This is a genomic window from Micromonospora sp. NPDC005205, assembly GCF_040608275.1.
In the GTDB taxonomy this organism is placed as follows: Bacteria; Actinomycetota; Actinomycetes; order Mycobacteriales; family Micromonosporaceae; genus Micromonospora.
Map to the genome: position 1 here is coordinate 79,079 of NZ_JBEXHV010000007.1, position 11,859 is coordinate 90,937.

Sequence of the window (11,859 nt, forward strand, 5' to 3'; positions counted from 1 at the left end):
TCGGAACCTCCACCTCGATTGCAGTGACGACGAAACCTCACTGTGCGCCGTCGGGGCGAAGCTGGTCGTTCTCGGTCAGCACCCGGACAGGGTGAAATTCCTGCTGTCGCCGTCACGCGGGCCGGGTTCACTCGATGAACAGGTGTTCTGCGTTCACGGGGGGTTTCATGCGCATTCTGATCACCGGCGGAGCCGGTTTCATCGGGTCCAATCTGGCCCGCGCGGCGATGGTCGAGCCCACAATCGGTGGGGTCACCGTCCTCGACGACTTCTCGGTCGGGCTGCGGGCCAACCTCGACGGTCTGGACGTCGAGCTGATCGAGGGCTCAATCCTGGACCCGGCCGCCCTCGACGAGGCGATGGCGGGCCGCGAGGCGGTGGTCCATCTGGCCGCGCTGCCCAGCGTCCCGCGCTCGCTGAGCGATCCGTTGGCCTCCCACCACGCCAACGCGACAGGCACCCTCATGGTGTTGGAGGCGGCGCGACGACAGGGCGTCGCGCACGTCCTCGTCGCGTCCTCCTCGTCGGTGTACGGCATGAATCCGGCCCTGCCCAAGGCCGAGCTGACCTGGACCCGCCCGATGAGCCCGTACGCGGCCAGCAAGCTCGCCACCGAGGCGTACGCCCTGGCCCACCAGGCGTCGTTCGGGCTGCCGACGATGGCCTTCCGCTTCTTCAACGTGTTCGGCCCGGGGCAGCGACACGACCACGCGTACGCGGCTGTCATCCCCCGCTTCGTGCACGCCGCCCTGCGCGACGAACCCGTGGTGGTGCACGGCGATGGGACACAGTCGCGCGACTTCACCTACGTCGGCACGGTCTGCGACGTCATCCTCGACGCACTCCGCCGCCGGGTACATCACCCCCATCCGGTGAACCTGGCCTTCGGCGCCCGGGCCAGCCTGCTGCGGGTCCTCGACGAGCTCGAGGGGTTGTGCGGCAGACCGATCGCCCGCGAGTACGCGCCTCCGCGTACCGGCGACGTCGCGCACTCCCTGGCCGACAACGCCACGCTGCGGCACCTGTTCCCGGACGTCGCGCCCGTCGCCCGTGCGGAGGGCCTACGCGCGACAGTCGAGTGGATGGCCGGTCGCTTGGACGCCGAGCGCGCCGTAGTCGCCGCACCTCGGTGACCCGGGCAGCGAGTCGGCCCGCACCGGAGCCGCTGGCTCCGGTGGCGGCGGTGCCAGCCGCCGCCACCACCGTCGCGCCCGCCGCGCCGACTTCGGCGGCGTCGAAGGACCGGGACCGCACGGTCACGGTGGGCATCGCCGCCGCGATGGTGGCGAAGGGTATCGGCCTGGCCGCCCCCCTGGTCATCACCCCGGCGTGCTTCCGGTTCCTCGGCGACCAACGGTACGGCCTGTGGATGGCGATCACCGCCCTCACCGGGATGGCGTGGTTCGCCGATCTGGGGCTGGGAAACGGGCTGCTCACCCGGCTCAGTCACCTGGCCGACGACCCCCGACAGCAGGCCCGGGAGATCTCCAGCGCAGTCGCCACCCTCGGTGTGGTCGCGGTCGCGCTGCTGGCGGGTCTCGTGCTCGTCGTACCCGTGGTGCCCTGGAACGCACTGTTCAACGTCAGCGACCCGGGTGTCGCCGCAGAGGCGTCCGCCCTGATCCTGCTCTGCTTCGGCGCCTTCGTGGTCAACATTCCGCTCTCGCTGATCCAGCGGATCCAGTACGCCCGTGGCCAGGTGGTGCAGAGCAACATCTGGCAGTCGGCCGGGGCTCTGGCGGCCATGGCTGCCGTGCTCGCCGCCATCGCCGCCGGGTGGCGACCACTGGCGGTCATCGCCTGCGCGGTGCTGGCCGTGCCGGTGACCAACCTGCTGAACTGCGTGACGTACTTCTGGTTGCAGGATCGCGGACCGCGACCGGGCCCGAAGCTCGTGCACCGGGCCACCGCTGTCGGTCTGCTCCGGTTGGGTCTGCGGTTCTTCGCGCTCACCACGATGTCGGCGATCGCGCTGAACGTCGACAGCCCGCTGGTCGCGAACGTCCTCGGGCCCACCGCGGCCGCGCACTACGCGGTGGTGGGGAAGCTGTTCGGCGTCCTCTCGATCTTCGTCGGTCTGGTCGGTATGACGGTCTGGCCGGTGAACGGCGCCGCTCTGGCGCGGGGCGAGGTGGCCTGGGTGCGTCGCAACACGCGGCGGATGGTGCTGCTCTACGGGGTGATCGTGGGGGCGGTCGGGATGGTGCTGGTCGGCTACGGCCACCGGCTGATCGACCTGTGGGTGGGCGGCATCGATCGCACCGAGATTCCGGTCACCGTGCTGATCGGGTTGGCGATCTGGTCCCTGCTGATCGCGGTCACCTCCCCGCTGATCCTGGTACAGAACAGCATCGGGCTGCTCCGGCCGCAGTTCGTCGGCTGGGCCACGTTCCTGCTACTGGCCACCGCACTCAAGATCTGGGCGCTGCGGGAGTTCGGGCTCGCCGGCCTGCCGGCGGCGGCCTGCGTCGCGTACGTGCTCACCATGGGGCCGGCCGCGCTGGTGGGATACCGCCGGGCGCTGAGCGGGGTAGAGCCGACGTGACCGGACAGTGCCGGGTGCTGCGGGTGGTCGGCGAGCTGAACTTCGGCGGCACCGAGATGCGGACCGCCGAGCTGCTACCTCGTCTCTCCGCGGCCGGCGTCGAGGTGCACCTGGTGACGCTCAGTGACCGGATCGGTCCCGGCCCGCTGGCCGGTGTGGTCAGCCGGCACGGCGGCACCGTCACCCCGATCCCGCTGGACCTGCGCTTCGTCACCCGCTTCCTGGGCCTGCTGCGTCGACTGCGACCGGACGTGGTGCACGTCGACTGCGCCAACTTCTCCGGGGTGTTGCTCGCGCTCGCCGCCCTGTGCGGTGCGCCCGTCCGCGTCGCCCACTTCCGGGGCGACGACAACCAGCACCGCAACCTGCGCCGACGCGTCTACCGCTGGATCTGTAAACGGCTGTTGCGGATCTCCGCCACCGACATTCTCGGCGTCTCGCCCAGCTCGCTCACCTTCGCCTACGATCCGCTCTGGCGCGACGACCCCCGGTGCCAGGTGGTCCTCAACGGACTCGACCTGGACCGGCTGCGCCACCCCAGCCGCGACGACCTACGCGAGTTGATCGGGGCAGGCCCGGCCGAACTGGTCTGCGTCAGCGTCGGCAGGGCTTCGCCGGAGAAGCGGCGCTGGCTCCTGCCGCCGATCCTCGCCGAGCTGCGGGCCCGGGGCGTGGAGGCCCACGCCGTCCTCATCGGGCCGGGCGACGACGCCGACGACGAGCGCGTCCGGGTGGCGGCGGTCGCCGCCGGTCTCGCCGACCGGGTGCACCTGCTGGGCCCGCGCGACGACGTGGGCGGGCTGCTGAGCCAGGCCGACGTCGTCATCCACCCGTCCTGCCTGGAAGGGCTGCCCGGGGGCGTGCTGGAGCCCATCGCGTTGGGCATCGGCACGGTGGCCGCCGACCTGCCCGGGGTGCGCTTCATCGACGAGCACCTGCCCGGCGTGACCATCGTCGACACCGACGCCCCGCCGGGGCGGTGGGCGAGCGCGGTGTGCGCGGCGGCGTCGTACACCGGGCAGACCTCGGCCTCGGCGGCGTCGGAGCGGTTCGGGGGCAGCGTCTTCGCCATCGACACGGCGGCCGCCACCCACCTGACGATCTACCGACGGTGGGCGTCGGGCCGCCCGCACCACCCGGCGCCACCCCGGCCGCCGGCCCTCTCGACACGGGGAGAGAAATGAACGATCAGACAACTGTGATCGGCCGGCAACCGCGCCGGGAGGTGGGTTCGACCGGGCGGGCCAACCGGCCCCGTCCGCTGCTGGTGGGCGCGTACGCCTTTCCGCACGGGGACGCCACCTCCAACCGCCTGTTGCAGCTCGCCCGTTCCGCCGCGCCCGACGGCGCGCACACGCTGGTGGTCAACGACTGGCCCTGCGAGGTGGCCTTCCCGGCCGGGCAGCCAAGGGTGGCCGGCATCGACCTGGTCACCATGCGGATCCACGGTCGGCACCACCTCACCCGCGCGTCGGCCCGGCTGGCCCGACCGCTGCGCGTGCTGCGGGCCGTGCGCCGGGTCGGCGTGGGTCGCGGCGACGTGAGTGTCGTGTTGTTGCCGATGGCCCTGCTGACCCTCGGTAACTGGGCGACGCTGCGCCTCGTGCTGCGGTGCCCGGTCGTGGTGGACGCCAGCGAACGCCACGACCGACGGCAGTTCCGCCGCGGCTGGCTCACCCCGTACTTCCTCCGGCATCGCTGGTCGACGTTCCTGGCCACCCGGCTCGTCGGCCGGGCCACGGCGGTCTCCACCACGCTGGCCGACTACCTGACCGGCCATGGCCTGGACGTGCTCGTGGTGCCGCCGCAGGTGGACTGCGACGAGTTCCGGGCGCCCCAACCACCCCCGATCAGTGACGGTCTGCGCCTGCTCTACGCCGGCACTCCCGGGCGCAAGGACATGCTCGACGTGATCCTCCGAGGGCTCAGCCGGCTCGCTCCGGAGCACCAGCGGCGGGTCAGCCTCACCATTGCCGGGGTCAGCGCGCAGGACGCCGCCGCCCATTCGGATCTGGACGTCGGGGTGCTGGACGCCGTCTCGGCGGACGTGCGGTTCCTCGGGCGCGTTCCGCGTGAGACCGTGCTGACCCTGCTGTCGGAGTCGCACTTCTCGATGCTGGTCCGCCCCACCGGGGGGTACGCGGCCAACGGGTTTCCGTCCAAGGTGCCGGAGAGTCTCGCCGCTGGGTGCCCGGTGCTGCTCAACCACACCAGTGACCTCGCCGCCTACGTCCACGACGGGGTCGAGGGGTTGGTGCTCGACGGCAACGGGCCGGACGATGTCCGGTCGGCGGTCGAGCGGGCGCTGCGGCTGCGCGACGAGGAGTGGACGGCGATGAGCGGGGCGGCCCGGTTGCGGGCCCGCGAGTCGTTCGACCACCGGGCCTGGCGGGACCGGGTGAGCGCCTTCATGACGGCGGGCCGGGGCAACTGAGCCCGACACCCACCGGCCGGGGTCGCGCAGTGCGTGGGCGCTAGCGCAGCAGGGCTGTGGGTCGGCGTGGCACGCCCTCGTCGAACACGCCGGCCCGCTGATGGCGTGCCTCGGCGTGGGGCAGGTTGGCGCGGGCCGTGGCCTCCCGGTCGGCGGGGTCCGGCTTCTTCGGCAGGTGCAGCAGCGCGGCGGCGACCACGGTCCAGAACACGTACGGGTAGGTCTGGCCCGTGCCGAACATGGCCGACTCGGTGACCTGGATCAGTAGTCCGGTGACGACGAGCCAGACCAGACCCGCGCCGGCCCGGCGCACCGGTGCCCGCAGGACGACCCGCCCCGCGGCCAGGAGCAGTAGCAGCAGCGGTATCACGGCGGCGAGCCCCAGCTCCAACAGCAGTTGCAGGTAGCTGTTGTGCACCACGCTGACGCCGGCGGTGCCGAAGAACTCGTCGGCGCCGGCTAGTTCGAACAGGTGGTTGCGCGACGCGTACCCGAAGCCCAGCGTGGGGCGGTTCTGCCACCACAGGTCGACGGTCGTCTGCCACATCTGGGTCCGCCCGTTGGACAGGTCGCCGCCGGTGGGGTCGGTGAAGCGCAGGACGAACTGGCGCATCCAGGGTGCGGCGAGGACGGTGGGCAGCATGTTGAACAGGTGTGCCACCAGCAGCAGGGCGGTCACCCCCGCGGCCAGCCGCACCATCCGGCCGAGCCCGTAGCGCAGCACCAGCCAGAGCGCACCGACGAGCACGGCGATCAGCGCGGTACGCGACTGGGACAGCAGCAGGCTGGCGGCGGCCGGCACCATGCCGAGCAGCACGACCTGCCGCCGGGACTGCCGGTAGACCGCCCAGCCCAACGGGATCGTCAGGGCGCAGACGATGCCGAGCATGTTCGGGTTGTTGTAGAGGCCCTGGAACCGCGTGACACTGGAGGTCGCCGCGACGAGCGTGCCGTCGGCGAACCCGATGCCGAGACTGACCACGATGGACGCGGTGAGGACCAGGTAGACCACGCGCAGATCGGCCATCATGACCGCAGCATCGGGCCACCTACGCCGGACGAGCACGTGCACCAAGGCGGCCAGCAGCAGCAGCGCGACGCCCCGCTGGAGGGTCTCCATCGGGACCACCGACCAGGCGGAACTCAGCGTGGCGAGGCCGCCCATCGTCCAGAGCGCGGCGACGAACACGCGGGTCCAGACATCGGTGCGCGCCGGCGTGCGGCCGGGTAGGCAGAGCCCCCAGAGGACCAGGCCCGCGACCGCCGCGTACCGGGGATAGAAGCTGGCCTCGACCACCGCCGGCACATTCGACGAGGCGCACACCAGAAGGCCGATGGTCAGGGCCAGCATCCACCGCCAGCCGTCCACCCGCCGACTGAAGGCGAGCAGCAGCACCAGCGCCACCAACCCGGTGGCGACCAGCGGGGCGGTGATGGCCGCGATGGTGGTGACCACCACGAGACACGTCGCGCCGACGAGCAGGCCCAGTTGGCCCATTCGGTTTCCCACGTGAAGTCCTTTGAAGTCCGGCCGCAGGCGTTGCCGGCGGTCGTCGGGTGGACCGCTCTCAGCGAGGCACGTCCTGTAGACCCGGTTGGGCCGGTTCGACAGCCCAGCGGGCCCTGGCGGCGTGCATCGCCCGGATCATGTCCGGCCAGTTCGGTGGCCGGTAGCCGGTGGCCTGGGCGAGGGCGTCCGCGTTCATCGACCTGTCGCAGGTGAACTCGTCGTCCGGCAGGATGTCGCCGGGCCACCCGTACACCTCGGCGATCAGGCGGAGCAGGTCGTACTTGGAGATCGGCTCGGCGGCCACGTGATAGAGCCCGGTCAGCCCCGCCTGGGGCAGGATCACCGTACGGAGCAGTCGGGCGAACTCGACTGTCGTCACGCCGCTGTAGATGGCCCGGGTGAAGCCGCGTACCTGCCCCCGCTGGGAGAGGAACCAGTCCACCAGCGAGCGGTTCGTGACCAGCTCGTGCCCGATGATCGACGTACGGAGGGTGAGCGCGGACACCCCGCGCGCCTCACCCAGCAGCTTGGACCGCCCGTACAGGTCGGGTGGGTCCGGCAGGTCGTCCTCGACGTAGCCGCCCCGCCGACCGGAGAAGACGCAGTCGGTGCTGACGTGGATCAGGCGGCTGCCGAGCTGCCCGCAGGCGTCGGCGAGCAGGTGGGGAAAGAGCGCGTTGAGGGTGACTGTCTGCACCGCGTCCTGCACGTCCGGTCGTTGTTTGATCACACCCACACAGTTGACCACGACGTCGGGTCGCAGGTCGTCGATGAGCTGCCTGACCTGGCCGAAGCGGGTCGCGTCGACGGCCGTGGTGATCCGGTCGAGCAGGCGCCGGGGGAACCACCCCGCGCGGTCCTCGATGCTCCGGGCGACACCGTGCACGTCGAGGTCCGGATCGTCACCGAGCTCGCGGATGACCGCGTGACCGAGCATGCCGGTGACGCCGACGACGAGAACCCGTCGCGCCGGGCGCGGTTCCTCCGCGCCGGGGCCGCCGCGGCGGCGGGGGACCAGTTCCGGTCGCCGGCCACCGGTATGGGTGCTCATGCCGTTACGACCGCCGCCGCCGCGGCCTCGACCTGTGCCCGCACCTCGGGCAGCGTCAGCAGCAGCGCCTCGATCTCCGGTACGGACAGTCGCCGGGCGTTGTGCGAGTGGAAGTCGGCCATGTTGCCGCTCTCGACGTCGCCCTCCTCGAAGTAGAGGGAGTAGTTGAGGTCACGGCTGTCCACCGGCACCCGGAGGAACTCGCCGAGATCCTCGACGTGGGCGAGCTCCTCGCGGCTGGCCAGGGTCTCGTACAGCTTCTCCCCGTGCCGGATGCCGAGCACGTTGAACTTCGCCGGGACCCGGAACAGGTTGCACAGCGCGGTGGCCAGATCGCCGATGGTGCAGGCGTCGGCCTTGCGAATGAAGACGTCACCCGGCTGGCCGTGCCGGAAGGCGTGCTCGACCAGGTCGACCGACTGGGGCAGGGACATCAGGAAGCGGGTCATCGATGGCTCGGTGACCGTCGGCAGCCCGCCCCGCAGGATCTGCTCGATGAACAGCGGGATCACCGATCCGCGCGAGTACATGACGTTGCCGTAGCGCACGCAGCAGACCCGGGTACGAGCTTCGGGATTGTTGCGGGAATGCGCCTGTGCGACCTTCTCCATGAGGGCCTTGGTCATGCCCATCGCGTTGACCGGATAGACGGCCTTGTCAGTGCTCAGCAGCACCAGCGCCTCGACGCCGACCCGCTCACAGGCGTCCACCACGTTCGCGCTGCCGAGCACATTGGTCCGCACGGCCTCCAGTGGAAAGAACTCGCACGAGGGGACCTGCTTGAGAGCCGCGGCGTGAAAGACGAACTCCATTCCCCGCGCGGCCTTGAGCACACTGTCGTAGTCCCGGACGTCACCGACGTAGTAGCGGACCCGGTCGTCGCCGAGGCGGTGCCGCATCGCGTCCTGTTTCGACTCGTCACGGCTGAGTACGCGCACCTCTGCCGCCCCGGCGTCGAGCAGTCGGGAGACCATCGTCTGGCCGAAGGACCCGGTGCCACCGGTGATCAGGAATCGCCGGTCCGAAAGCGAGGAAACCACATCTTCTCCTGCCTGTTTCCCGGGAGGCCATCCACGGGAATCGGATTCTCGTCGAACGCGACCCTACGCGCGGATAAGTGGCACCGTGACCTCTTCCGCTAAACGGAATTGGAGTCGCGTTCGACTGTCCATGGCGGTCGTCGGCAAATAAGCGAACAAGGCTCGGCGTTGCCGAAATAGCCGTTCGGCCCCGCGTTGTCGGCGCGACGAAGTCGTTAGCGCTGAAGACGGAGTTGGCCTTCTGGAAAGGTGGTATGCGTACTCCATGCCAAAAGTTGCTCTCCACGCGGCGCACCCGCGCCCCGGTGCTTCCGACCTGACGACCGGTCGGGAAACACGTCGGGAAGGCACTGCGACACGGCGACCCTATGATCGTTGGAAGCGGCTTCTCGACGTCCTCGGCGCTCTTCTCGTTCTGGTGCTCGGCGCTCCCGTGCTGGCGCTGGTAGCACTGGTCGTGCTGGTGACGCACGGGCGTCCGGTGCTGTTCCGGCACACCCGCCCCGGGCTGCACGGCAAGCTGTTCGAGGTGGTCAAGTTCCGGACGATGCGCCATCCCGACCCGGACCGGGGGCTGGTGAGCGACGCGGATCGCCTGACCCGGGTGGGCCGCTGGTTGCGGGCCAGCAGCCTCGACGAGCTGCCGGAGTTCTGGAACGTGCTGCGGGGCGAGATGAGCGTGGTCGGTCCCCGCCCGCACCTCGTCCGCTACCTCAGCCTCTACAACCCGGAACAGGCCCGCCGGCACGACGTGCGGCCGGGCATCACCGGGCTCGCCCAGGTGCGTGGCCGCAACGCGCTGGACTGGGACGCGAAGTTCACCTACGACGTCGAGTACGTCGACCGCCGCTCGTTCCTGCTGGACCTGCGGATCGTCCTGGCCACCATATGGGTGGTGCTCAGCCGCCAGGGAATCTCCGCGCCGGGCGCGGCCACCTGGCACGAGTTCACCGGCAACGCGCCCTCGCAGGCGACCGCCGAACACGACTCCGCCCACCGGCGATGAACCGGGTCCTGCTCCTGGGCGCCGGTGGATTCCTCGGCCGACACATCCGGACGGCGCTGGCCGCCCACACCACCGTCCGGTCGATCACCCGCGCGGAGTGTGACCTGGTCCGGGTCGAGCTGCGGGACCTGACCGCGCTGGTCGGCCGGGAACGACCGGACGTGGTGGTGACGGCGGCCGGGCGGATCGTCGGCTCCGGGTACGACTTCGTGCAGGCGCACGTCGTCGCGACCGCGAAACTGATCGAGGCGGTGGCCGCCGCCGCCCCCGGAGCCCGCCTGATCCGGATCGGCTCGGCCGCCGAGTACGGCACCGTGCCGCACGGTCTCGCCGTCGACGAGGACTACCCGGGCACACCCGTCAGCGAGTACGGGCTCAGCCACCTGGCCGCCACCCGGCTGGCGGAACTGGCCGGTGGGGCCGGCCGCCTCGACACGATGGTGTTGCGGATCTTCAACCCGGTCGGGCCGGGAATGCCGCCGGGGAACGTGCTCACTCGGGTGACCGCGATGGTGAGGTCGGCGGTCGCCACCGGAATGGAGGAGATCGCCGTGGGCCTGCACGACACGTACCGGGACTTCGTCGACGTGCGGGACGTCGCCACGGCGGTCCTCGCGGCGGCACGCTCCCGGCCGGGGCCCGCGCGGGTCTTCAACGTGGGCAGCGGAAAGGCGGTGGCGACCCGCGAGGTCGTCCAGCTGCTGGCCGAGGTGTCCGGCTTCACCGGCGAGATCCGCGACGGCAGCTTCGCGCCGGACGCCAGCCGCTCAGCCGCGGTGCCCTGGATGTGCGCCGACATCGAGCGCGCGAACCGGGTGCTCGGGTGGGCGCCCGCGTACGACCTCGGTGAGTCGCTGACCACGCTGTGGCAGGCCGATGGCGAGCAGTCCGCGCGCCCTGTCGCCGGCTCAGCGGCGAGGTGAGGCCGATGCGGATCGGTCTGCTCACCCAGTGGTTCGACCCGGAGCCGGGCGCCGCCGCGCTCCCCGGGATGCTCGCCCGGGCCCTCGCCCGCCGAGGGCACGAGGTCCAGGTCCTCACCGGCTTCCCCAACTACCCGACCGGCGAGTTGGCGCCCGGCTACCGGGTGACCCGCCGACTCGACGAGGTCGACGGCACGACCCGGATCCGCCGGGTGGCCCTCTATCCCAGCCATGACCGATCCGCGCTGCGACGGATGGCGAACTACGGCTCCTTCGCCGCCTCCGCGCTGCTCTCCGGCACGCCGGCGCTGCGCGGCCTGGACGCCCTCTGGGTCGGCAACTCACCGATCAGCGTCGCCCTGCCGATGTGGTTCACCCGGTACGTGCAGCGGGTGCCGGTGCTCCTGCACGTCCTGGACCTGTGGCCCGACAGCGCGGTGGCCAGCGGCTTCATCGGCACCGACCGGGTCTCGCGGATGATCGAGCGGGGAATGGCCAGCTGGTGCGGTGGGATGTACCGCAGCGCCGGCCGGGTCGCGTACGTCTCGCCCGGCGCCGCCGACCTGCTCGCCAGCCGAGGCGTGCCCCGGGAGAAGCTCGTCCACATTCCGGTGTGGGCCGACGAGACACCGCGTACCGGCGTCGCGGACCTACGCGCCGAGCTCGGGCTCCGTGAGGACCAGGTGGTGCTGGTGTACGCCGGCACGCTCGGCGAGGCGCAGGGGCTCGACTCGCTCATCGACGCCTGCGTCCGGATCCGCGACCCGCGGCTGGTCTGCCTGATCGCCGGCTCCGGCACCACGGAGGAGCGGCTACGCCGCCGGGCCGAGGAGGCGAACGCGACACACGTGCGTTTCCTCGGGCGGGTGCCCCGGGAGCGGATGCCCGCCCTCATGGCCACCGGCGACGCGCACTACGTGAGCCTGCGACCGGGCGGCATGTCCGCGTACACGATGCCGAGCAAGGTGCAGGCCACCCTCGCCGCCGGTCGGGCCCTGCTGGTCGCCGCGGAGGGGGACGCCGCCGCTGTCGCGCGGGACAGCGGTGCGGGTATCACCGCCCGACCGGGTGACCCCGACTCCATCGCCGACGCCCTGCGGGAACTCTGCGACCTGGGCCGGGAGAAGCTTGAGCTGCTCGGCCAGGCCGGACAGGCGCACTACGACCGGGTCTTCTCCGTCGCCGCCGGTGCCGAGCGGGTCGAGCGGGCGCTTTGCGAGGCGGTGGAGAGCCACCGGCGGCGCTGACCCCGGTGCAGCACGTTCCAGAGCGTGGGCAGCTCGTCCAGACTGGTGGCGCGTAGCCAGCGCCCGAGCGGGGTGAGTCGATCGCGATCTTCGACCAGGCCGA

General features: G+C 71.3%; 10 protein-coding genes and 1 pseudogene. 7 read left to right on the forward strand and 4 right to left on the reverse strand.

Annotation, left to right across the window (positions count from 1 at the left end; all coding sequences use genetic code 11):
- Window positions 1-167: 167 nt before the first annotated feature.
- Genes ABZU43_RS15320 through ABZU43_RS15335 form a run of 4 tightly spaced genes read left to right on the forward strand, consistent with a single transcriptional unit; the run spans window position 168 to window position 4,979 of the window.
- Window positions 168-1,133, forward strand: coding sequence for an NAD-dependent epimerase/dehydratase family protein (locus tag ABZU43_RS15320; protein WP_355007146.1), 966 nt, complete (start codon window positions 168-170; stop codon window positions 1,131-1,133).
- Window positions 1,130-2,545 (forward strand): oligosaccharide flippase family protein, encoded by a 1,416-nt coding sequence (locus ABZU43_RS15325; protein WP_355007147.1) that lies wholly within the window; start codon window positions 1,130-1,132, stop codon window positions 2,543-2,545. Before ABZU43_RS15320 ends, ABZU43_RS15325 begins: the two co-directional genes overlap by 4 nt.
- Window positions 2,542-3,729 carry a glycosyltransferase family 4 protein gene (locus ABZU43_RS15330; RefSeq protein ID WP_355007148.1) on the forward strand — a complete coding sequence of 396 codons (1,188 nt, stop codon included), beginning with the start codon at window positions 2,542-2,544 and terminating at the stop codon, window positions 3,727-3,729. Before ABZU43_RS15325 ends, ABZU43_RS15330 begins: the two co-directional genes overlap by 4 nt.
- Window positions 3,726-4,979 carry a glycosyltransferase gene (locus tag ABZU43_RS15335; protein WP_355007149.1) on the forward strand — a complete coding sequence of 418 codons (1,254 nt, stop codon included), beginning with the start codon at window positions 3,726-3,728 and terminating at the stop codon, window positions 4,977-4,979. The genes ABZU43_RS15330 and ABZU43_RS15335 overlap by 4 nt, the downstream gene beginning before the upstream one ends.
- Before the next feature lie 40 nt (window positions 4,980-5,019).
- Here the strand turns inward: ABZU43_RS15335 and ABZU43_RS15340 are convergent, their stop codons facing one another.
- Genes ABZU43_RS15340 through ABZU43_RS15350 form a run of 3 tightly spaced genes read right to left on the reverse strand, consistent with a single transcriptional unit; the run spans window position 5,020 to window position 8,580 of the window.
- Window positions 5,020-6,489, reverse strand: a complete 1,470-nt coding sequence (locus ABZU43_RS15340; RefSeq protein ID WP_355007150.1) for an O-antigen ligase family protein — start codon at window positions 6,487-6,489, stop codon at window positions 5,020-5,022.
- A 58-nt stretch (window positions 6,490-6,547) separates the two neighbouring features.
- The gene (locus ABZU43_RS15345) at window positions 6,548-7,540 is read right to left on the reverse strand and encodes an SDR family oxidoreductase (protein WP_355007151.1); all 993 of its coding nucleotides are present in this window, start codon (window positions 7,538-7,540) and stop codon (window positions 6,548-6,550) included.
- Entirely contained in the window at window positions 7,537-8,580 is a 1,044-nt protein-coding gene (locus ABZU43_RS15350; RefSeq protein ID WP_355007152.1) for a polysaccharide biosynthesis protein, read from the reverse strand. Before ABZU43_RS15350 ends, ABZU43_RS15345 begins: the two co-directional genes overlap by 4 nt.
- 418 nt (window positions 8,581-8,998) lie before the next feature.
- On the opposite strand from ABZU43_RS15350, the gene ABZU43_RS15355 reads away from it, so the two are divergent.
- From ABZU43_RS15355 to ABZU43_RS15365, 3 genes are read left to right on the forward strand one after another with little or no spacing between them, the layout of a single operon-like run.
- Window positions 8,999-9,586 (forward strand): sugar transferase, encoded by a 588-nt coding sequence (locus ABZU43_RS15355; RefSeq protein ID WP_355007153.1) that lies wholly within the window; start codon window positions 8,999-9,001, stop codon window positions 9,584-9,586.
- The gene (locus ABZU43_RS15360) at window positions 9,583-10,509 is read left to right on the forward strand and encodes an NAD(P)-dependent oxidoreductase (protein ID WP_355007154.1); all 927 of its coding nucleotides are present in this window, start codon (window positions 9,583-9,585) and stop codon (window positions 10,507-10,509) included. The genes ABZU43_RS15355 and ABZU43_RS15360 overlap by 4 nt, the downstream gene beginning before the upstream one ends.
- A 5-nt stretch (window positions 10,510-10,514) precedes the next feature.
- Complete coding sequence (locus tag ABZU43_RS15365; protein WP_355007155.1) at window positions 10,515-11,756, forward strand: glycosyltransferase family 4 protein; 1,242 nt, start codon at window positions 10,515-10,517, stop codon at window positions 11,754-11,756.
- Between the two features lie 8 nt (window positions 11,757-11,764).
- Here ABZU43_RS15365 and ABZU43_RS15370 read toward each other — a convergent pair.
- Window positions 11,765-11,848: pseudogene (locus tag ABZU43_RS15370) on the reverse strand (sugar transferase); the annotation flags it as partial.
- Between the last annotated feature and the right edge of the window lie 11 nt (window positions 11,849-11,859).